The organism is Virgibacillus sp. JSM 102003 (genome assembly GCF_041949995.1).
Lineage (GTDB): Bacteria > Bacillota > Bacilli > Bacillales > Amphibacillaceae > Lentibacillus.
Map to the genome: position 1 here is coordinate 184,234 of NZ_JBHFQH010000003.1, position 22,165 is coordinate 206,398.

General features: G+C 36.5%; 18 protein-coding genes. 13 read left to right on the forward strand and 5 right to left on the reverse strand.

Going from position 1 to position 22,165, the window contains the following annotated elements:
* Positions 1–24: 24 nt before the first annotated feature.
* A complete protein-coding gene (locus ACE1TG_RS04965) occupies positions 25–1,383 on the forward strand; it encodes a GntP family permease (RefSeq protein WP_375051253.1) in 1,359 nt (452 codons plus the stop codon).
* Between the two features lie 1,455 nt (positions 1,384–2,838).
* Here ACE1TG_RS04965 and ACE1TG_RS04970 read toward each other — a convergent pair.
* On the reverse strand, positions 2,839–3,153 hold the full coding sequence (locus ACE1TG_RS04970; protein ID WP_375051254.1) for a hypothetical protein: 315 nt from the start codon (positions 3,151–3,153) through the stop codon (positions 2,839–2,841).
* A 345-nt stretch (positions 3,154–3,498) separates the two neighbouring features.
* On the opposite strand from ACE1TG_RS04970, the gene ACE1TG_RS04975 reads away from it, so the two are divergent.
* The 12 genes from ACE1TG_RS04975 (at position 3,499) to uxuA (ending at position 16,177) form a co-directional block, all read left to right on the forward strand.
* Positions 3,499–5,001 carry a sodium:solute symporter family protein gene (locus ACE1TG_RS04975; protein WP_375051255.1) on the forward strand — a complete coding sequence of 501 codons (1,503 nt, stop codon included), beginning with the start codon at positions 3,499–3,501 and terminating at the stop codon, positions 4,999–5,001.
* Between the two features lie 22 nt (positions 5,002–5,023).
* The gene (locus ACE1TG_RS04980) at positions 5,024–6,289 is read left to right on the forward strand and encodes an AGE family epimerase/isomerase (protein WP_375051256.1); all 1,266 of its coding nucleotides are present in this window, start codon (positions 5,024–5,026) and stop codon (positions 6,287–6,289) included.
* Positions 6,270–7,517, forward strand: coding sequence for a neutral/alkaline non-lysosomal ceramidase N-terminal domain-containing protein (locus tag ACE1TG_RS04985; RefSeq protein WP_375051257.1), 1,248 nt, complete (start codon positions 6,270–6,272; stop codon positions 7,515–7,517). Before ACE1TG_RS04980 ends, ACE1TG_RS04985 begins: the two co-directional genes overlap by 20 nt.
* Positions 7,514–8,281 carry a glucosamine-6-phosphate deaminase gene (locus tag ACE1TG_RS04990; RefSeq protein WP_375051258.1) on the forward strand — a complete coding sequence of 256 codons (768 nt, stop codon included), beginning with the start codon at positions 7,514–7,516 and terminating at the stop codon, positions 8,279–8,281. The genes ACE1TG_RS04985 and ACE1TG_RS04990 overlap by 4 nt, the downstream gene beginning before the upstream one ends.
* A 2-nt stretch (positions 8,282–8,283) precedes the next feature.
* Complete coding sequence (locus ACE1TG_RS04995; protein WP_375051259.1) at positions 8,284–9,453, forward strand: N-acetylglucosamine-6-phosphate deacetylase; 1,170 nt, start codon at positions 8,284–8,286, stop codon at positions 9,451–9,453.
* A 1-nt stretch (position 9,454) separates the two neighbouring features.
* Complete coding sequence (locus tag ACE1TG_RS05000; RefSeq protein WP_375051260.1) at positions 9,455–10,207, forward strand: sugar isomerase domain-containing protein; 753 nt, start codon at positions 9,455–9,457, stop codon at positions 10,205–10,207.
* Between the two features lie 58 nt (positions 10,208–10,265).
* Positions 10,266–11,399 carry an ROK family transcriptional regulator gene (locus tag ACE1TG_RS05005; RefSeq protein WP_375051261.1) on the forward strand — a complete coding sequence of 378 codons (1,134 nt, stop codon included), beginning with the start codon at positions 10,266–10,268 and terminating at the stop codon, positions 11,397–11,399.
* Between the two features lie 47 nt (positions 11,400–11,446).
* Positions 11,447–12,343, forward strand: coding sequence for a DMT family transporter (locus tag ACE1TG_RS05010; RefSeq protein WP_375051262.1), 897 nt, complete (start codon positions 11,447–11,449; stop codon positions 12,341–12,343).
* Positions 12,344–12,393: 50 nt separating this feature from the next.
* Positions 12,394–13,344, forward strand: coding sequence for a sugar kinase (locus tag ACE1TG_RS05015; protein ID WP_375051263.1), 951 nt, complete (start codon positions 12,394–12,396; stop codon positions 13,342–13,344).
* A gap of 311 nt (positions 13,345–13,655) precedes the next feature.
* Positions 13,656–14,426, forward strand: coding sequence for a glucose 1-dehydrogenase (locus ACE1TG_RS05020; RefSeq protein WP_375051264.1), 771 nt, complete (start codon positions 13,656–13,658; stop codon positions 14,424–14,426).
* A 21-nt stretch (positions 14,427–14,447) separates the two neighbouring features.
* Positions 14,448–15,050: a bifunctional 2-keto-4-hydroxyglutarate aldolase/2-keto-3-deoxy-6-phosphogluconate aldolase gene (locus tag ACE1TG_RS05025; protein ID WP_375051349.1), complete on the forward strand. Its 603-nt coding sequence runs from the start codon at positions 14,448–14,450 to the stop codon at positions 15,048–15,050.
* Positions 15,051–15,097: 47 nt separating this feature from the next.
* On the forward strand, positions 15,098–16,177 hold the full coding sequence (uxuA, locus tag ACE1TG_RS05030) for a mannonate dehydratase (protein ID WP_375051265.1): 1,080 nt from the start codon (positions 15,098–15,100) through the stop codon (positions 16,175–16,177).
* 245 nt (positions 16,178–16,422) lie between these two features.
* Here the strand turns inward: uxuA and ACE1TG_RS05035 are convergent, their stop codons facing one another.
* The 4 genes from ACE1TG_RS05035 to ACE1TG_RS05050 form a co-directional block, all read right to left on the reverse strand.
* On the reverse strand, positions 16,423–18,003 hold the full coding sequence (locus tag ACE1TG_RS05035; protein ID WP_375051266.1) for an FIMAH domain-containing protein: 1,581 nt from the start codon (positions 18,001–18,003) through the stop codon (positions 16,423–16,425).
* A 144-nt stretch (positions 18,004–18,147) separates the two neighbouring features.
* Positions 18,148–19,215 carry an ABC transporter ATP-binding protein gene (locus ACE1TG_RS05040; RefSeq protein ID WP_375051267.1) on the reverse strand — a complete coding sequence of 356 codons (1,068 nt, stop codon included), beginning with the start codon at positions 19,213–19,215 and terminating at the stop codon, positions 18,148–18,150.
* A 19-nt stretch (positions 19,216–19,234) separates the two neighbouring features.
* Positions 19,235–20,917 (reverse strand): ABC transporter permease, encoded by a 1,683-nt coding sequence (locus ACE1TG_RS05045; RefSeq protein WP_375051268.1) that lies wholly within the window; start codon positions 20,915–20,917, stop codon positions 19,235–19,237.
* Between the two features lie 227 nt (positions 20,918–21,144).
* The gene (locus ACE1TG_RS05050) at positions 21,145–22,149 is read right to left on the reverse strand and encodes an ABC transporter substrate-binding protein (RefSeq protein WP_375051269.1); all 1,005 of its coding nucleotides are present in this window, start codon (positions 22,147–22,149) and stop codon (positions 21,145–21,147) included.
* Between the last annotated feature and the right edge of the window lie 16 nt (positions 22,150–22,165).

A 22,165-nucleotide genomic window follows, 5' to 3' on the forward strand; every position in this document is an offset into this window, starting at 1 on the left:
ATTTTTAAGAAGAGGAGAATTTAAATGTCAGCACTAGGATTAACTTTACTCGCCGCATTTGGCGTAGCGCTTTTACTATTTCTGGTAATCCGCATGAATCTGCAGGCTTTTATTGCACTAATCGTTGTAAGTTATATTGTTGGTCTTCTGTCGGGCATGAGTCCATCCGAAATTTTTGAAGCCGTCCAGGCTGGTATGGGAGGAACCGTTGGTGAGATAGCCGTAATTATCGGTGTCGGCGCCATGTTTGGTGAAATACTGAAGGTCTCAGGTGGTGCCGAACGCTTAGCACTGACCTTAATGAATAAGTTTGGTGAGAAGCGTGTAAACTGGGCACTTATGTTAACTGGTTTTATTATCTCTATTCCAGTATTTCTGGATGTAGCATTTGTTATTTTAGTACCAATCCTTTACAGTCTTGCGCAGAAAACAGGCAAGTCCCTGTTGTTCTACGGAATTCCATTGCTTGCTGGTCTGGCGGTAACACACAGTTTTGTACCACCAACACCAGGACCGATTGCTGTGTCTTCTTTATTGGGAGCAAATCTTGGCTGGGTAATCTTATTTGGTCTGATGGCAGGTATTCCAGCCGCAATTATTGCTGGTCCAATATTCGGTTCCTATATCGCTAAAAAGATTCATGTACCGGTTCCTGAGCTAATGATGCAAAATCTTGCTGAAAAAGCGGAAGGGAAATCATATGAAAAAGAACTTCCTAGCTTTGGCATGATTGCAGTACTGATTCTATTGCCGTTAACACTGATTTTATTAAATACGTTTGGCGGTGTATTGCTTGCAGAAGATAGTACAACACTTACCATACTCAAGTTTATTGGTAACCCTGGTGTTGCACTAACTATTACTGCACTGCTGACATTTTATTTCCTTGGCACACGTCGCGGATACAGCCGTACTGAAATTCAAGAAATTGCAACTAAGTCGCTGGAACCTGCAGGTATCATTATTCTAATTACAGGTGCCGGTGGTATTTTCGGACAAGTCCTTGTTGAAACTGGAATTGGTGATGTACTGGCACAATCGATGGAGAACCTGAATATCCCAATCCTAGTATTTGCATTCGTTGTAGCGGCAGCAATCCGTATTGCTCAAGGTTCAGCTACAGTAGCGATGGTTACAGCTGCAAGTTTGATCACACCGGTAATCAGCACGCTTGGTATTGAAGGACCTATGCTTGCACTGCTTGTTATAACAATTGCATCAGGTGCGACAATTGCGTCACATGTTAACGATTCTGGCTTCTGGATGGTTAACCGATTCTTTGGAATGTCAGAGAAAGATACACTGAAGTCCTGGACTGTGATGGAAACAATCATTGCATTTGTCGGATTTGGCGTATCACTTATTATTAGTATCTTTATTTAATTCGAATCAGATGTCTGTCATTTATGTGGCAGGCATCTTTTTGTGCGACGGACAGTCGGAATCATGGGGCGGTCCTTTTGCTTCCTTGGAACTGTCCTATTCATTTTTTGATGGTGTCATTTTATAATAATAGGTTTGAAGACTCAGTTTTGAATTGCTGCTTTTAAGATTGCCACACAGGAAACATAGGGACGGTTCCGGCTGACTTTTTTGCTTTATACCGATATGATGCATGACAGCAGCTCGTTTTCCTTCATATGTTGAGCTGTTTTCTATAGGCATAGCTGTTGGTAACGCTCCATATAATCTTGTGATAATCATAAATTCAAGATAGTTTCATATACGTTGTAGTCAAATAGAATAGTTTTCATTGTTGGGTACTCTTTTTATCTGGGTACCCTCTATTTATTAGTACAATCGACAGAACTTTGCTAAAGGTAGCATCTTGGTGAAATAAAGCTGGTTTTATTTTTTTGTCTAATAAATGCCACCTTCGCTAAAGTTGAAACGATTGTAATGATAAGAAGAGTACCTGGGATTCTGTATAAATTTACCCCTAACTTCAAAGATTGGCATTCAAAATGGCATTTTCTGAAAAGTTTTTTTGAATTTCGGCCGACTTTTTGCATGGAAAATTGAATTTTAAGGCGAAAATGGGAAGTTACGCAGGCTATTATAGATGCGAATGGAAAGTTTAAGTTGAAAGAATTTACTGATGAGTTAAAGTTAAAGGATTTAGTTGTTTCTTTTAGTTCATAGTATTTTCTGTTAAATCAGTTTCTAAGACAGGGGGATATTGGGTCACCCCCCGCCGCGTTATAGCGCTAAAGTAATTGTGAGTTTTTTTGTTGTGGTTAACTTTTTTTAATCAATTATTCCTGCTTTTATATACTCAAAACGGCAAACTAAACCAGTTTATGTGAGGCGTGTAAGGGGCAGGATCATTTATTTCTGATGGTATTAGGGTAAGCGTCAAATAATTGACTTTGATCACTTATTTGAGATTGAAGGCAAAGAATTAAAAGCAACTGATAAGTTTTATTAGAGGAAACGACAAACACCAAAACGGAAACGAAATGATTATTGTAAAAACTGTCCCTTCGGAAGTATGAAGTGCGAAGTTGATACTGGTGATCGCTGCGGTGGTTCGATTGTCTTATTAGAATATGGTGGTTTATGTCGAATACATAGTATATAAGAACCTTTGTTTGGATTAATCAGAAACGGAACTTTTCGCTTTATCCCGATATGAATCATGCTAGTTGATTAATGTATGGGTGCTTGTCACTTATCCTTCAGCCAATGCTCTACCAAGTGCATTTTCTTTTATTATTTATCCTATTATTTCGTCATTGGTTTTTAATGATACTTTTCTAACGTTGTTTAAATCTATTATATGATCGTTAAAGATATCCTTAATGATCTTAGTTTGAAAATTATAATCAGCACTATAGTTTACAAATATAAATTTCCTATGTCAGGTTTTAAGATATAATACTTATTGGCTGTGTGTAGATATTTCATATCATCTCGTACAATATTATATTCACTTAATTTTTCTGAAATCCATTTCTTAAAAGCTTCATCTATCCTTTTAGGGTCATTGAGCAAATAGTCAACATTACTATTTGTAATAGAAAATGAACCTAGTACTACACCTATCCCTCCTAAAATGAAGCCGAAAATAATTATACCAATAGATATTGGTCCAAAAAAACCAAAAATTATGAATGAAAATCCAATCAAAAGTGCAAATAAAGCCATTTGCATAGTGTCCACTCCCTCTTTAAGAAAATCTTAATAAAACACATATATAACTATAATCATAGAATGACCTACTTAGTAAGATTAACTCACTTCCATACATAGATATATTCAAATTTTCTCAAGTTAGAACACCTGTCAACTCGGACAATTCTGAATTGATTTTCCCGAAAAATCCTCAACTCTCTTGAATGGGTTTAATTTAGGAATAATATGAAATATGGCTTTTTTTAATATTTTCAGAAATGTAAGCCTTTACAAAATTATAATAATGTGATAATTTACTATTAATTAGTCATAGTCTATTACTAATTAAATAAAATTTGTAAACAGGGGAGAGGGGTTTTTAAATTGCATTTATTAGATTGGCTTTCAGTAGGTATGTTCTTTTTGGTTATGGTCATAATTGGTTTTTGGTCTTACAAGAAAGTTAGTGGCTCAGGAGATTACTTTGTAGCCGGTGGAAATCTTCCATGGTGGCTCTCTGGTGTATCTCATCACGTTTCTGGTTATAGTGGTGCTGTCTTTGTAGCATATGCAGGGCTAGCTTACACCCATGGCTTTAGTCTTTATATTTGGTGGGCGCTAGTGATATTTGTTGCGGTTGTATCGGGCGCATATATTATGGCTCCAAGATGGGCACGGCTGAGAATTAATTATAATGTGGAGTCACCTACAGAATATCTTTCACTAAGGTATAATGTACCAACTCAACAATTGATGGCTTGGTGTGGTGTATTATTAAAATTATTCGATGTAGGTGCTAAATGGGCAGCAATAGGTTTATTACTTAATGTATTTACTGGAATACCAATTATATACGGAATTTTAATTTCTGGTATTATTTCTCTTGTATATATAACAATTGGGGGACTATGGGCTGATGTTTGGACAGATTTTGCTCAATTTGTTGTCCAATTAGTTGCTGGCTTAATTATGTTCTTTGTAGTTTTGAACATGATGGGTGGTATGGGTTCAATCACAGGTATTTGGGATCGGTTGCCAGATGCTAATAGCCAACCATTTAATGAACCTTATACTTTTTGGTATGTGATATTCTTCTTATTTGTTGTTTTTCTAAGTTACAACGGTGGTACATGGAATTTAGCTACGCGTTATATTTCATCACCATCAGGTAAAGAGGCTAAAAAGAGTGCGCTTTTCTCAGGTATTCTATATTTGATTTGGCCGTTGTTTCTATTCTTCCCTATGTGGGCAGCTCCAATTATTCTACCGGGGCTTGAAGATCCGACACGTTCATATGGATTATTAGCCCAAGAGCTTCTTCCAGCGGGACTCGTAGGTTTAGTGCTAGCTGCGTTATTTGCTGCAACTATGTCAATGACTTCTTCTGATGCAAATACCATTTCTGCTGTAATAACTCGTGATATTTTACCAGTAATATCCGATCGGTTTAAATCTCTTAATCAAAAAGAGTCTTTACGAATAGCTAGAATTGCCACTTTTACTTTTACTTTTATAACATTAATAATTGGAATCCAGGCAGATAATTTTGGTGGAGTTTTAGGGTTAGTAATTTCATGGTTTGGTGCCTTAGTTGGACCAATATCGATACCAATGTTATTTGGTTTATTTCCTGCCTTTAGATATTCTGGTTCTAAAGCAGCCATTTCATCCATAGTTGCAGGGTTATCCATGTTTGTTTTAACAAAGTATTTTGTAGATGTTTCTCTTGCTATTGAAATAGGATCTCCAGTAATCACTTCCGCTATAGTATTTATTGGATTGGGATACCTGAATAAAGATAAAGAAATTAAATCAGAAATTGTAGATTTATTAAATGCTGTAAGTACAGAAGATGAGGAAGAAGATAAAAAAACAATAGCAAACTAACTACAAAGAATGGTGATACAGAATGGATATTAACAGTATTAAAAAAAACTATATAAATCATTTAGAAACTAATCTTTTGCCATTTTGGGAAAGAGCGATTGACACAGAAGATGGAGGAGTTTTCACCTGTTTCACAAATGATGGAAGTAAGCTAGTTAGTGATAAAAAATATATTTGGTCTCAGGGTAGATTTCTTTGGTTATGCTGTAATCTGCAAAAGCTGAAAGAACAAGGGATCATTCAACTCTCTGATAGATGGAAAGATGCAATGGATAAAACATATGGTTTTTTAACGCAGTATGCATTAATGGAAAATAATCATGTAGTTTTTGCTGTGAAAAAAGATGGAAGTAAAATAAAGGACCAAATGGACACTAGTATCTTTGCTGATTGTTTTTATGTATTAGGCTGTAACGCTTATGCATTTTACAAGAGAGATAAAAATGTATTTGATAATACTTTAATTATTTATAAAACGATTAAGCAAAGGGTTGAAAATGATGAATTCAGCTCAGAACCTTACCCAATACCTCCTGGGTACAGTTCTCATTCTATTCCTATGATTTTATTAAATGTGGCTCAGGAATTATATGAAACAGCTTTATCATTAAATCATATGTCCAAAGATGATTTGTTAACTGATGTTAGAATGTTCCTTGAACAAATTGTAAATAAATTTACTGATAACAATAGAATTATTGAAATGTATTCGTCCGCTTCTAACCAAGAGGGGACCTTATTGGAAAGACATCTGAATCCTGGACACACTATTGAGTCAGCTTGGTTTATGCTTCACGGCATTAATCAATTAAATCCGGAGGGCCGCAAAGAATATTTATCATACTTATCATCTGTATCCAGTAATGCTCTAACTCTTGGCTGGGACAATCAATATGGTGGTCTATTGCGCTTTGTAGATAAAGAAGGAGGGGTACCTAAAGGGGAAGAGATACAGACTCCTTATGAATCACTTATTAAAGACACTTGGGACACAAAATTATGGTGGCCTCATGCTGAAGCTCTTTATACTACTTTACTATTATTTTATGAAACTAAAAATCAGTACTGGTTGGAGTGGTATCAGAAAGTGGCAGATTATGTCTTTAATACTTTTCCGAACCCTAATGAAAATATTGGAGAATGGATTCAGATTAGAAACAGAGAGGGGTATCCTCTAAAGAAAGTTGTGGCTCTACCTGTTAAAGATCCATTTCACATTATTAGAAGCTACACGCTCATCATTAAATTATTAGAGGGAGAAGACAATCATGCTTTTAGGTACCAGTAAACAGGATATAACCCCCGTTGAGCCAATTGAATTAGCTGGCTTTTCCCATAGAAAAGGAAAGGCCAGTGAGATTCATGAACCGTTGTATTTAAGGACATATCTTATTCAAAGCAATGAAGTTTATTTTCTATTTTTTGTGGCTGATTTAATTTGGTGGGATACTGCTTTTGTTAAAAGGTTAGGAGAAGTAATAGAAAAGCGATTCAATATACCTGTCAACCAAATATGCTTCCATGCTACACATAATCATTCTGGTCCACAGACTAGTTTTCGCTTTAGTAGTGATCTAGGAAATCCAAACAATGAATATCTTGATTTATTAGAGCACAAGGTAATTAATAGTATTGTTGAATCTTTATCAGATTTAGAGAAAGTGAAGATGCAAGTTAATAAAGGTACAGCAGAAATAGGTGTGAATAGAAGAAAAAAGATAAACGGAATCGTGCAAATGGAACCAAATATAGAAGGAGAAGTTGATAATGATTTAACGGTTATTTCTTTTATTACTGAAAAAGGTATCAAAAAAGGAATTTGGATTCATTATACTTGCCATCCGACTACTACCGACGCAAATGTTATCTCAAGCGAGTTCACAGGTTACTGTTGTAAAAAAGTAGAAGAACAATATTCTAATAGTAATGTTGCTTTTCTCCAAGGATTCTGTGGGGATATTAGACCTTCTATGATTCGAGATGGAAGCTTTTATAGGGGATCAATAAAAAAAATGGCTGACATTGGATTGAAAATGTCTAACAAGGTATTAGATCTACTTAATGAAGATGGGGACTTCCTTGATGATGCTGGCCAGATTGCTTTTAGAGTTGCTGAGTTTCCACTATCATTTGATAATGATACTGCAGTAGACATGTATATTCCAGAACCTCTAAAGGATGAATGGCCAAATTTAGTTAAGAATACTAACGGTAATTACAACTTAATTATTCAATATATAGAATTGAGTGAAAAACTAAGCCTACTATGTTGTAATGCAGAAATGGTCCATGAATACGGGAGATTTATAAAACAAATAGATGAAGACATTTTGCCATTAGGTTACTCAAATGGAATGGTTGGGTATGTACCTACGGAAATGCAGCTAAAGGAAGGTGGGTATGAAGCTGAGGAATCACTATTTTATTTTGGATACCCGTCTAAATTAGCTTCTTATGTAGAGAAAGATATTGAAAAGGAAATAAAAACAATTCTAGGGAGGGAAGGTATAGTATGAAAGGTATGATACATGAGGGACAGGAAGATCAACTAAAGTATTCTGTTTATTCCGACAGGGAAGCTATGGGTAGGGCAGCTTTTGACATCGCCGCTAAACAAATAAAACAATTATTAGAACAAAAACAGGAAATAAGAGTTATTTTTGCAGCTGCACCTTCACAAAATGAATTCTTATATTACCTGACAAAGGATAATGAAATCGACTGGTCACGGGTTGTAGGATTTCACATGGATGAATATATTGGACTTCCTTCTGATTCTGATGAGAGGTTTAAAAATTATTTGCAAAAAAATATAACTAGTAAGGTAAATATGAAGGATTTTCATTTTATAGATGGTAATGCGAATCCCGAATCGGAAATAGATCGTTATAAAAATTTACTGAATCAATCGCCTATAGATATTGTCTGCTTAGGTATCGGAGAAAATGGACACATTGCATTCAATGATCCTCCTGTTGCAGACTTTCAAGACCCTGAAACAATAAAAGTTGTGGAGTTAGATCAAGAATGTCGCCAACAACAAGTAAATGACGGTTGTTTTCCAACATTTAATGATGTACCAACTCATGCTTTTACATTAACAATACCTGCCTTATTATCAGCTAATTCCATGATATGTACGGTACCAGGTGTTTCTAAAAAGAACGCAGTATATAAAGTGTTGAATGATAAAATTAGTACTTCATGTCCTGCAACAATCTTAAGAAATCACAGTAATACTCATCTTTTACTAGATAAAGAGGCTTATGGAGGTCAATAATCATGATAGACAGAGAAACACAAGTAGTTAAAGGCATCCATTACAAAACAGGAAATCCAATAGAAGTAAAAATACTAAACGGACGAATCAATTCAATTCGAGAAATCGAAACAGATGATAATTTACAGAGTATAATTACTCCGGGTTTGGTAGATATACAAATAAATGGATATATGGGTACAGACTTTAATAAAAACCCATTAAAAAAGGATGAGTGGAGTAAGGTTATTAATTATTTAAACCAAGTTGGTGTAACTACTTTTTATCCAACAATTATAAGTAATTCATTTAATCAGTTATCTTATATTTTTGAAAAAAACGTGCAAGCATTAAATTCTATAAATGAAGTAAATGCAATCGGAGGATTCCATCTAGAGGGACCATATATTTCTATGGAAGATGGACCAAGAGGAGCACATTCCAAAGATTTTGTTCGTCCTCCGAGTTGGAGCGAGTTTTGTGATTTACAAGAAAAAGCAAAAGGGATGATTAAGCTTATTACGTTATCACCTGAATGGCAAGATTCTATAAGTTTTATTAAAAAGGCTACAGAAAATGGTGTTAAAGTTGCTTTAGGACACACCTCTGCTAATGCCGAACAAATTGATAAAGCTGTGAAATCTGGTGCTGTATTATCAACCCATTTAGGAAATGGCGCCCATACTTCTCTAGCAAGACACCCAAATTATATTTGGGATCAATTAGCAGAAGAGAATCTTTGGGCATCGGTAATATCTGATGGAAATCATTTACCTAAAAACGTTTTAAAAGTAATAAATAAAGTGAAAAGAGATAAAATGATTCTCATTAGTGACAGTGTTGCATTATCAGGAATGATGCCAGGTGATTACACTACAGCTGTTGGCGGGGAAGTAACATTATCACAAAACGGACGATTATTTTTAAAGGATAATCCCAATTTGTTAGCAGGCTCTGCTAAATATTTGTTACAAGGTGTAAAACACTTTGTAGACAGTGAGGTAGCCGAACTGGGAGAAGCGATTAATAAGGCTTCAATTTATCCATCAAAATTAATGGGAATAGATCAGCGGAAAGGGCTCACTATAGGGGCACCTGCAGATTTGATTTTGCTTGATACGAAATCTAGTAATTGGAGAGTCATAGAGACATACAAAAAAGGTAAACTCGTTTACCAAAAAGGAAGTGAATAGAATGGATTTAACACTGAAATATTATGAAGAGATTAATAATTTCTTAAAAGAAATAGTTAAAACTGAAAAGGAGAAAATTATTGATGCAGCACAAATAGTTGCAGAACAGATTAAACAAGATAGGATTTTTTATGTGTTTGGTCCAGGTGGACACTCAAATCTTGCGTCACAAGAAATTTTCTTTAGAGCAGGTGGATTGATGCATGCTAGTGCTATCCTTGATGAAGGAACATTGTTAAGCAATGGTGCTTTAAGATCGATGGCAATAGAACGAACACCTGGGTATGGAAGAATTGTAATAGATGATAATCACTTACAAACAGGTGATCTATTAATAGTAGTAAATGCATATGGAATAAACGCGGCGACCATCGATGCGGTGTTAGAGGCCAAAGAAAGAGGCGTAAAAACAATTGGCGTTAGCTCAGTCGAGCATGCTGAAAATACACCTATCGATCATCCTGCTAGGCACCCGTCTAAACACAATCTTCATGATATAACAGATGTAAGCATTGATTCGAAAATTAAAGTTGGAGACGCTGTTTTGGAAATTCAAGGACAGGAACAAAAAGTTGGTGCTATGTCTACATTTGTAAATGCGTTTATTTTAAATTCAATTTGTATAGAAGCAACTAACCAACTTGCAAAAGAGAATATTCAACCTCCAATCTGGAAAAGCGGAAATGCTACGGGCGGAGATGAATGGAATGCAAGATTTATTGATCAATTTAAGGGTAAAATCAAGAAATTATAATATTTTTTATATATAATAAGGTGGTGGTAAATTTTTACTTGAACAGAGGAGTGTAATTTTGTCTAAAGGAACAGGGTTACTTAGAGAGCAAAATAAAAGAAAGGTGTTATCCCTAATTCGTCAGCTGGGAAAAACGTCTAGGCAAGATTTAGCAAAGCAAATGAATGTAAGCAAGAATACAATCTCACTAATTGTAGATGAGTTTATTAATAATCAAATTTTAAAAGAAACTGGTTTTAAGGAACCAGGATCAAAAGGAAGACCTAAAGTTATTATTGAGATTAATAAAAAAGGCTATAAATCTCTTGGATTTGCTATTAGTAAAAAAGGGATTGAATACTCTGTAGTTAATTATTACGGTGAGTTAGTAGAAAGAGAAACTCTATCCTATATTGGTAAAGATCCAGATTATATAAAAATGAAATTAGATTCAATGATAAAAACATTACTTGAAAAATATGATAATGTTCTGGGGATTGGGATTGGTATTCCTGGTATAGTTGATTCTCATAAAAGTATTGTATATAACTCTACTCATATGGGATGGAAGAATGTTTCATTCCAGGATTTTGAAAATCATAATGTACCGGTTTTTGTGCAAAACAGTGTAAACATGAGTGCGATAAGCGCTATTGAAAAAGAAGGCAACAGAGATGGTGGTAGTTCATTTTATGTACGTGTTGGGGAAGGTGTTGGTGGTACATTTATTATTGATAATAAAATCATGAATGGTGGAAGCTGGACCGCTGGTGAGATCGGACACATTTCTATTAATCCCAATGGTGAATTATGTGCTTGCGGACAAAGAGGTTGTTTAGAACTTCTGATTAGCAATAACGCATTTAAAAGAAGATTAGGTGAACTTGGATATTCCTATCCAATAGAAGAAAAAGTTCTATCAAACCAAGATGATACTTCACTTGAAATAAATAGAGTGGTTAAAAACTACGGCATTAATTTAGGTAAGGCACTGGTTCAGGTAATTCATTTAGTTAATCCTAACCAAATCATGATTGATACTCCATACAATAATTATAATGACTTTACAAATGGATGCTTACAGTATATTAATGAAAATGCTTTAGAAATACCCTATCAAAAAACTAAAATAATCTTCGGTAATGAAAGATACAGCATGAGCATAGGTGCAGCATTATCACCAATTATTAATTTCGAACGATTTATTTTTTAATAAGTAGTCTTTAAGAACGAAAGTGTGATTAAATGAGCATCCTGAAAATGTACATCATTCTTATATTAGTTATGTTTGTATGGGGGATGAATTTACCGGCAGTAAAGTATTTAACTGCCCAAATGGATCCAGTTATGATGACAGCTTTACGGATTTTTTTAGCTTCACTAACGGTATTCTTCATTTTATCAATGTTGAAGTTAGTTCGATATCCAAAGATAAAGGAATGGCCATATATTGTTGGAGGAGCTTTGCTGAATGTTGTTATTCATCATTATTTTCTTTCTGTAGGATTAACAATGACTTCAGGTACAAATGCGGGATTAATTATGGGTACTGGCCCAATCTTAACTGCAATTTTTAGCTTGGTATTACTTCGCATACACCCTTCAAAATTGCAATGGTTCGGTTTTTTACTCGGCGTAATTGGTGTATGGAGCACCGTCATTACCGGGAGTGATCAGACTAGTACAATCTCCTTAGGTGACTCTTTTGTACTAATAGCAATTGTCAGTCAAGTTCTTAGTTTTATTATAATCAAAAAGGTTTCTAAAACGTTAGATCCGCGTTTATTAACTGCATATATGTTTTTGATTGGTTCATCTTTATTGTTTGCCATCAGTTTAGTGAAAAATCCAGGGAGTATTTACTCCTTTCAATTTGTACCCAGTTTATTTTGGCCGATTCTTTTTGCCTCTGGAATAATGGCAACAGCAATTGGTCATATGCTTTATAATTATTCGGTAGGATATGTTGGACCGGCTAAAACCTCCGCCTTTATGAATTTAAGTACTTTGTTTTCGATACTAGGGGCAGTATTTTTTCTAGGCGAACAAGTTTCAATTATACAATTAATAGGGTTAGTGTTCATTGTAAGTGGTGTTTTATTTGGATCGGGTGCAGCTGAAGTGTTATGGCAAAACAAGAAGAGTCATCAGAATTGAATAATCCAAGTATTCATTTTCGCAATCAACAAAGAAAGGAGGTTTTGCAAGTGAATGATGTTATAACAATTGGCGATGCTATGATTACTTTTGATCCTGATTCAACTGGGCCAATGCGTTTTGTTAACTCTTTTAAACGTAAAGTTGGCGGGGCGGAATTTAACGTTGCAATTGGATGTGCCCGACTGGGATTGAAAACAGGGTGGATAAGCCGGTTAGGTCATGATGAATTTGGTAGATATATATATAATTTTGCTCGTGGTGAAGGTATTGATGTTAGTGAAGTGAAACTAATAAAAGACTATCCGACGTCGATTAATTTTAAAGAAATAAATGGAGATGGTTCTTCGAATACATTTTACTACCGACAGAAGTCACCTACTTTAACGCTAAATTCAGATTCACTAAATGAATCTTTTATTAAACAGGCTAGGCTCTTGCATATTACAGGTGTTTTCCCAGCGGTAAATGATCAAAATATTTCAACTGTTGACAAAGCAATCCAATTGGCAAAAAAGCATAATTTGAAAATTTCGATGGATCCTAACATCCGGTTAAAACTTTGGGGCAAAGAAAAGGCTCGTGCTACATTGCTGCGTTGGATGGGAGATGTCGACTATTTACTTGCTGGAATCGACGAAATGGAATTGTTATTTAATACAGATAGAATAGAAAACTTAGTAGAAAAAGTAAAAGAATATTCCATTTCCCACTTATTTATCAAACAGGGTGAAAATGGTGCAATGCTATGGACTGATAATAACTTATACAAACAGCCTTCGGAAAAAAACACTAATGAAATAGACACAGTTGGTGCTGGAGATGGATTTGATGCTGGCGTCCTTTACGGAATATTAAATAATTGGAGTCCTGAGAAAATATTAAAGTTTGGTAATATAATTGGTTCTATGGTTGTGGAAGTCATTGGTGACAATGAGGGGCTACCGTACTTGGAAAATGCTCTGAACAAATTAGAGAATAAAAAGGTTATTGAGAGATAGGATTCTTAATTATACTAATGGATCTCGGTCGGATGAGTAAGGGGAATGCTTCCAAGTTGTTTACGTAATCAATCCATATATTCCGTTGGACGCGACACAGACTATACAGTAGGTTATCGGCAAGTTTATGAAGAAGATGTTGTGGAACGGCCTGGAGATACGTAAATTAGCTCCTTCTCAAAACGTGTTTAATCAGGCCGGTTATGAGAATCGTTCAGGACTAATTGGTAAAAGCCTTTTTACTTGATGTATGAAATGCCATCCAGAGTAATAATTAGGATGTATGATGGAAAATGTTTGGAGGTTTTTTGATGAATGAAATGTTTAATTTACAAGGTAAGATGGCAGTTGTTATGGGCGGGACGAGTACACTTGGTTCGTCTATGGCAAAAGGCTTAGCACAAAGTGGCGCTGATATTATTTTAACTGGACGTAATGAAGAAAAAGCAAATTCTATTTTGACAGAGATTAAAGAGTATGATGTAAAAGTAGATTTTATTAAAACAGATGTGCTGCATTTGGATTCTATTAAAGAAGTAGCTGAAACTATTGATAATGAGTACGGTGGATGGGATATATTGGTTAATGCAGTAGGTGTGAATAGCTCAACACCTTTCTTTGATATTAAAGAAGATGAGTGGGATAACATTATGGATGTGAATTTAAAATCTGTTATGTTTACCTGTCAGGAATTCTCACGGAAGAACAAAGAGAGAGAACGTGGTGGCAGCATCATCAATATATCTTCTGTTTCATCAATAACACCATTGACAAAGGTAGTAACATATTCAGCTTCTAAAGCTGCTATTAATAGTATTACCGAATTTATGGCACAGGAATTAGCCCCTTATAATATCAGAGTAAATGCTATAATTCCGGGTTTTTTTCCAGCAGAGCAAAATCGTAAAATACTAACGGAAGAACGTGTTAAATCAATCATGGACCATACGCCAATGAAACGATTCGGTAATCCTGAAGAATTACAAGGCGCAGTGATTTGGTTAGCATCAGAAAAAGCTGCAGGATTTGTTACTGGTTCAATGGTAACAGTAGACGGTGGGTTTGGAGCAACTAAGATCTAGCAGGGAGTGAATGCTTTGCAAATGGTAAATATATTACAAAAAATAACGGAATCAAAAATAGTAGCTGTGATTCGGGCAGATTCAAGTGAAGAAGCAATTGAAATTTCTGAAGCGTGCATTCGAGGGGGAATTACAAGTATTGAGTTAACATATACAACCCCCCAGGTGGAAAAGGCAATTGTAAATTTGTCAGAAAATTATCCAGATATATTAATTGGAGCAGGAACCGTGTTAGACGTAACTACGGCTAAGATCGCAATGCAAGCAGGAGCAAAATTTGTTGTAAGCCCAGGATTTGATAAAGAAACAGCATCGTTATGCAATCTCTATCAAATTCCATATTTGCCTGGATGTATGACAGTAACTGAAATGATGTCCGCACTATCATCAGGCTGTTCGTTGATTAAGCTATTCCCAGGTGGAGTTTTTGGCCCAAAGTCAATAAAGCAATTTAAAGCGCCATTACCACAATTGTCAATTATGCCAACAGGCGGAGTGGATTTGGATAATATAGATGACTGGTTTATAAATGGAGCCGAAGTTGTAGGTGTAGGTAGTTCACTGGTAAAAGGAAGCCTGGATGAAATTGAGAATAATGCCAGAAAGCTTATTCAAAAGGTCTAATCCTAAAAAAAGATAGGTAAGGTATAGTCCAATGGGAGTGTAATAAAATGAGAATGGTATTTAGGTGGTTTGGAACAGGAAACGACACTATAGAATTAGAACATATTAAACAGATACCTGGTGTAGAAGGTGTAGTCTGGTCTTTGCATGATATTCCGGCAGGAGAAGAGTGGCCTAATGAAAAGATCATAGAGGTAAAAAAACAGGTAGAGAAAAGCGGTCTAAATATAGATGTTGTAGAAAGTGTCAACATTCATGAAGATATAAAACTGGGATTACCCTCGCGTGATAGATATATCACTAACTATATCAAGACAATAGAGAAGCTCGCACAGGCGGGTGTGAAGGTTATTTGTTATAATTTCATGCCAGTTTTCGATTGGACACGGACAGAATTGTTTAAGGAAATGGATGATGGATCAACGGCCCTATTTTTTGAAAATGAAAAGATAAAAAATTCAGATCCAATGAAGTTAGTAGATATGATTTCTCGGAATTCTTCGTTTACTATGCCCGGCTGGGAACCTGAAAGACTTGAGCATCTATCTAAGCTTTTTGAACAATACAAGCAGGTGACCGAAGAAGATCTATGGTCTAACCTTCAATACTTCCTTGAAAGAATTATTCCGGTTGCCAAAGAAAACGACATCAAAATGGCCATTCACCCTGATGATCCACCATGGTCAGTATTTGGACTGCCAAGAATTATAACGAATAAACAAAATATCCAGAGGTTTTTAAATTTGGTTGATGATCCATATAATGGTGTAACTTTATGCAGTGGATCACTTGGTGCTAATCCTGATAATGATGTTGCTGATATGGTAAGAAAGTTTACAAATCGGATCCATTTTGCTCACATTAGAAATGTAAAAACGTATGATAACGGCGACTTTATTGAAACATCACATCGTACAGAAGATGGAACTGTTGATATTTATAATGTAGTAAAGAGTTATCACGAAACTCAGTTTTCCGGGTATGTTAGACCGGATCACGGTAGACATATTTGGGGAGAAAGAAGCAGACCCGGTTATGGACTGAATGACCGCGCACTTGGAATCATGTATATATGGGGTTTATGGGAAGCTTTTAAGAAATCCAAAAGTGAGGATAGTGTTACTTAGATTAGTGGCACTATTTTTTGCAAATATAAGTTTTGGCTCTACCATGGTGTTTTTCACTGTGGTATTTTATTAGCGAGAGGAGACGAAGAAGCGTTTCTACTGCTTTACTTGGTACTCCTTTCATTTTGCACAGGATGCATAAGAACAGTGCCTATGCAAAAATTCAGCCATAAAAAAGAGAGGGAAGAATCCCTCTCTTTTTTCACTTAATTGAGTAATTTATGGCTATATTTAACTTTATTAAACTATTTCCATTTGTTGATTAAATTGTCCGTATTCATCATGAGATAGTTATACGCTTTATCAGATATTTGATTGTTCTCTTTCCTATTCTCTAATAAAGACTTAACGTCGGTCATGTGTGTAATAGCTTTTTCTGAAGCATTATTTTGTGTGAATTTGTTTACTGTATTTAATTGGGCCTTCAGTGATTGGGCGACGCCATGGTTCACGAACTCTCCCTGATCCTCAAACCGTTTGACTACTTCCTGCATTTCAAGAACGCTTTCTGCTAGTGTTGTTGCATTTGTAGTCAGATTATTACTGACATTTCCGAAGGCATCAATAGCCTGTACATTAATTTGATATGCTGTAGCTGGTTGAAGATCATTTACAGGAAATTCTAATGAGCTTGGCACCTCTCCTTTATAATATTCCGAAAAGGCCTTGTACTGATTTGCAATTTCCCCGGTTTTTTGATTTATGGCAGTTACTTGATAAGAATGTGTCAATAAATTATCCAATGCCTGTGGGAAAGATATTTTCAAGCTGTTCGTCGTTAGTTTACCAACGGAAAGCTTCGAATCCTTATCGAAATAAGGGCTTTCCTGATCACGATCGTCTGTATATTTAAAGTCTTCTTTACTTTTTACTGGAGTTTTAATAACCCAGGGATCCTGTACCCAACGTTCGCCGGTAAAGTTACGGCGCTTGATGACAACTTCATCATCATAGACTTTCACAAGAAGTCCGTTACTAACCTCTGCCTCAGGAACTTCACCTTGAAGATATCCCTTTTCTGTCCACATATAAGCTATAGAACCAGAATTGACAGCGGTGTAGTCTTTTTGATAGATAGATTTAGGATCACTAACAGGATAATGTGTATGGCCGGCAATTAAAACTACTTGCGGATATTTTTTAAGTGTTTCCCGAAGCAATTTCTGGTTATCATTTTCAATATACCAATCTTCCGTTCCGTATGTTGTATTTTTAATACCATGGTGCAAGAAAACGAAAATTGGTTTATTCGGATCTCTCTGTTCTGATTGCTTTAACTGCTCTCCTAACCATTGAACCTGCTCGTTTGAATAAAAGTATCCACGTTCTTCACCCATCATTATAAAGTCATAGCCTTTGATGTTTTTTTGATAGTAAAGAGATTCCATGCCTGTTTTATCAAAAAATCGTTGTTGTGATTGTTCAGGGGTAAGGCCGTTATAATTATACTCATGATTTCCAATACCAATGAGTTGTTCCGCTTGAGGCTGAACATGCTTATTAAAGATGGATGACCATATGTCATATTCCTTTTCATAGCCATGACTGGTTAAGTCGCCAATAAAAACGAGTGCATCTTGATTTGGTGCGAGTTGGTTAAGCTGATTCATAGCACTGTCAAATCTCTCCGGACCACCTTCAGATCGACCGATTTGTGTGTCACTGATTACTGGAAAAACTACATTTGGTTCTTCCGAAGTGGTATTCGAATCTCCTGAATTATCTTCTGCTTGTGTGTTCAAAGTAGATGCAGTCATTCCTAGTGAGAAAACTAGAATTGCTGCAACTATAAATTTCGTAAATTTTTTCTGAAAAATAGTAGACATGTAAGTACCTCCTGAATTTTATGATTCGAAACAATGTGATTCATAGAGGGTTTCTTCTCCCTCAAAAATAGAATTGTGCACCTCCTTTTCCATTTTATCTATTATATTTAAATTGGAAGTTTCACTTGTCACCAGCCGCACACATTAACCACTTTTCTGATTCGTCAACACATGCGGGGTTGAGGGAAGCTTAATTCCAATTGTATCGCCTTGTTTATAATTGACTTTTTCATTCATATTAAAATGATCAACGCTTAATTCTTCCTTGCCGATTTGGACAAAGAACCGGATGAAACTTCCATTATAAAGTGTTTTTGTGATGGTTCCCTTAATGGGGCTAGATTCATCAATACGAATCCGTTCTGGACGGATAAGCAATGTTAACGATTTTTCTCTCAGATCATTTTGTGGTGTTTTCATTTCGAAATGCATATCTTTTGATTTAAAATAGGAAATCTCATCTCCCGCAGGCTCAATATTTCCCTTTAAGATGTTGGATTGACCAACGAAATCGGCTACAAATTCATTGCTCGGCTGATTATAGATAACCTCAGGTGTATCCAGTTGTTGGATTTTACCGCCATTTAAAACGGCAACCCGGTCAGAAATACTCAAGGCTTCCTCCTGGTCATGGGTCACGAAAACGATGGTCAAATCAAGCTCATCTTTCAACCGTCTGATTTCTTCCCGCATTTCCATTCGCAGATTTGCATCCAGGTTTGAGAGTGGTTCGTCCAACAAAAGAACTTTAGGTTGAAGAACCAGGCAACGGGCAATTGCGACTCGTTGCTGCTGCCCGCCGCTCAATTCGCTTGGCTTTCGTGATTCATATCCATCCAACTGAACTTGCGATAATGCTTTTTTGATTCTGGTGTCCCGTTCATTTTTTGGGACTTTCTGCTGTTTCAGACCGTATGCAACATTTTTATAAACGGACATATGCGGAAAAAGTGCATAGTTTTGAAAAACCATTCCTGTCTGCCGTTTATTCGGTGGTAGATGGCTGATTGTCTCCTCTTCAAGGATTACGTCACCCGAATCCTGTTCGTGAAAACCGCCAATGACTCGCAATAAAGTTGTTTTTCCACAACCACTCGGTCCGATAAACGAAACCAGCTCTCCTTTTTGAATATCGATGGAAATATCATCAACGGCTTTGACATCGTTAAAATATTTATATAAATTTTTTAATTCTAATATAGTTGGAGTCAAGCAATCGCTTCCTTTCGCACTAAATTTTGACACCTGTTCGCTTTTCGATAAATTTCAGAAGTCCCAAACATGATAAAACAATCAGTATTAATATAAAGGACATTGCTGATGCCGATCCAATTTGTGCCTGATTGGCGAGATTTAAAATGTATACTGCGGCCAGGTTGGTACCTGGTGAAATCAGAAAAATCACCGAGCTGATGGAAACCATTGCGGTCATAAAGGCGTAAACAAAACCTGCCATAAACGCTGGTGTCAACAGAGGCAATACGACTTTTATAAATGTTTTGTAAGGTCCCGCGCCCAGGTCATTGGATGCTTCTTCCATCGATGTGTCGATTTGATGCATTTTACTAATACCTGCTTCCAGTCCAACGCCGATTTTACGGAATGCCATGTTCAAGATAAGCAGCATAACGGTACCTGTCAGGAAGAATGGCGATCCGTTGAAAATAAGAATATAGCCTATCCCCATCACAGTGCCCGGTACTGCTAAACCGAACAATGTAAGAAACTCAAGTAATTTTTTTCCGGGTATCGGTTTTCTGGCAAAGAGGAAACCTTGAAGGATACCCAGTCCTGCCGACAGAATTGCTCCAAAAAAGGAAACAATGACACTGGTATACAGGGAATCCCAACCTGTTTGATTCGAGAAGTGCTCTAGTGTAAACGTATTATTGATTCCGATAATTTTTACAAATGCTCCAAGTACAACCATTATAAACATCAATAAAATAAAACCGATCACAGCAGTTGATATAGATACGATGATTGTTTTCAAATACCCTTTTAATGGAGGTGCTGAACCGCCAGACTCGCCGTCGATTGTTTCCAAGTTTGCTTCTTTCATAAAATACGTCTGGAAAACAAAAACGATTAGACTCGGTATAATCAAAAATACGCCTAAAACGGCAGCGAGTTCAATATTTTGCTGTCCAACAACCAATAAATATGCTTCAGATGCGAGGAATGGCAGCCCTCCACCAATAATCAGCGGATTTGAAAAGTCTGCTAGTGCCATAACAAATACAAGCAATGAAGCTTTAATGATTCCCGATTTTGCTAATGGAAGTGTAATATTAAAGATTGTTTTTCGTTGATTGGCACCTAAATCGTACGAAGCATGTTCGAGACTGGCGTTGGTTGTACGCAATGTGCTTTCTACCAGCATATAACCAACTGGGAAATATCCAATAATCTGTGCGATAACAACACCCCAGAAGCCATAAATACTGAACTGCCAGCCGAAAAGATCATTAAGATATTGCGTGATTACGCCGTTACGCCCTAATAATATAATTAGCGATAATGAGAAAATAAATGGCGGTGCAACAAGTGGAAGTAAAGCAATACCTTTGTAGGACCGGGCAGCAATACTTTGTGACCTTGTTACATATAGTGAGACGATAATACTTAGCACGATAACAGCCATCGTTGTTACAACAGCCGAATACATACTGTTCAACAGTGCTTCAAAGTAGTAGGATGATTGAAAAAACTCGCTGTAATAATTTAGGGTGAATGCCCCTGTTCCCAGCCCAAAGCTTTTTAACAACACAGCAAGGACAGGAGCAACAATAAACAGAATGATTGATATTGCGAGAATAATGGTTGCTATTGCGAATAATGGTTCTGACCAAAACCTCTTCCACTTATGCAGAAAAGGTTTTGGATGACCAAGGCTTGTGCCGTTTATTTCCAAGTAAGACACCCCTTTTTTAAAAGATAAGAAAGTATAAAATTTAAGCGTTATTATGTTCTCAAGTGGAACAATCTATGTCCAGCTTCAGCGCCCAGCAACTAGCAAACTTCACACTCCTCACTACGATAAGTCAACATCGGTTCGCTTGCAGCTTACCGTGTTTCCTTTATCTCATTGCGGAGTGCTCCAGTTTGTACGTTGCTAAACGGTCGCTTGCGCTTTTCTTTTTAATTAAAATTTTCCTTCCATTGTTGCATGATACGATCCCGGTTTTCTGCAGCCCAAACGGCATCATAATCAATCAAATGTTTCTCGATATTTTTAACACCTGCTTCAATATCAGGATTCGTTACCATGGATCGATGTTCTGCTGCTATCTTCATAGCGTCCGTTGTACCGATATAGTCAATGATTTTTTTTACTTTTTCTTTGTTTTTGGCATTTTTAAACATCCATACAACATCGAGGCTGTAGCCCACTCCTTCTTCAGGGATGACTGCTTCGATTGGATAACCTTGCTCGATTCGTTCATAAACCGCCTGATCCCATGTGATCCCTATTGCATATTCACCCTGGGCAACGAGTTGTGCTGGTGCGGAACCTGACTTTGTATATTGGCCAACGTTTTTATCCAGCTTTTCAAGGTATTCCCATCCTTTTTCTTCACCCATTATTTGTAGAATGGTGGAGGTAAACAGATAGGCTGTTCCTGATGTTCCAGGGTCCGGCAGTACGATTTCACCTTTGTACTGCGGGTCTAATAAATCTTCCCATGATTGTGGTACATCCAGGCCTTTTTCTTTAATGATTTCTTTATTTACAGCCAGCATGTTAAACCAGTAAGACCAGCCGTACCATTTTCCATCGGGATCTTTAAATTTATCAGGGATATCTTTCCAAGTGGGTGACTTGTATGAGGCAAGGTAATCATTTTTCTTTGCTTTAATCGCAAAACTATGTAACATTCCCCATTGCATGTCCGCACCAAAATCCGGCGCTTCTGATTTCATCCGGCTCCACGCTTCACCACTTGACAAGCGTAACACCTCAGCTTCAATTCCGGTTTCTTCTGTCATTCCTTTTACAAATGCTTGCATCTCCTCAGAGTCATTGTGGGTATAGATGCTGACTGGTTCATCATTATTGTCGCTGCTGCTCTCGCTATTGTCATTGCAACCTGCTGCGATTAGCGCAACGACTATTAGAATCGTCAATGAAATAATTTTTTTCATGTTTTAACAGTCTCCT

What these genes read in the sequence shown, in the direction of transcription:
- ACE1TG_RS04965 (WP_375051253.1), top strand. Translation starts at nt 25, where the DNA reads ATGTCAGCACTAGGATTAACTTTACTCGCCGCATTTGGCGTAGCGCTT.
- ACE1TG_RS04970 (WP_375051254.1), bottom strand. Translation starts at nt 3,153, where the DNA reads ATGCAAATGGCTTTATTTGCACTTTTGATTGGATTTTCATTCATAATT.
- ACE1TG_RS04980 (WP_375051256.1), top strand. Translation starts at nt 5,024, where the DNA reads ATGGATATTAACAGTATTAAAAAAAACTATATAAATCATTTAGAAACT.
- ACE1TG_RS04985 (WP_375051257.1), top strand. Translation starts at nt 6,270, where the DNA reads ATGCTTTTAGGTACCAGTAAACAGGATATAACCCCCGTTGAGCCAATT.
- ACE1TG_RS04990 (WP_375051258.1), top strand. Translation starts at nt 7,514, where the DNA reads ATGAAAGGTATGATACATGAGGGACAGGAAGATCAACTAAAGTATTCT.
- ACE1TG_RS04995 (WP_375051259.1), top strand. Translation starts at nt 8,284, where the DNA reads ATGATAGACAGAGAAACACAAGTAGTTAAAGGCATCCATTACAAAACA.
- ACE1TG_RS05000 (WP_375051260.1), top strand. Translation starts at nt 9,455, where the DNA reads ATGGATTTAACACTGAAATATTATGAAGAGATTAATAATTTCTTAAAA.
- ACE1TG_RS05010 (WP_375051262.1), top strand. Translation starts at nt 11,447, where the DNA reads ATGTACATCATTCTTATATTAGTTATGTTTGTATGGGGGATGAATTTA.
- ACE1TG_RS05020 (WP_375051264.1), top strand. Translation starts at nt 13,656, where the DNA reads ATGAATGAAATGTTTAATTTACAAGGTAAGATGGCAGTTGTTATGGGC.
- ACE1TG_RS05025 (WP_375051349.1), top strand. Translation starts at nt 14,448, where the DNA reads ATGGTAAATATATTACAAAAAATAACGGAATCAAAAATAGTAGCTGTG.
- uxuA (WP_375051265.1), top strand. Translation starts at nt 15,098, where the DNA reads ATGAGAATGGTATTTAGGTGGTTTGGAACAGGAAACGACACTATAGAA.
- ACE1TG_RS05035 (WP_375051266.1), bottom strand. Translation starts at nt 18,003, where the DNA reads ATGTCTACTATTTTTCAGAAAAAATTTACGAAATTTATAGTTGCAGCA.
- ACE1TG_RS05050 (WP_375051269.1), bottom strand. Translation starts at nt 22,149, where the DNA reads ATGAAAAAAATTATTTCATTGACGATTCTAATAGTCGTTGCGCTAATC.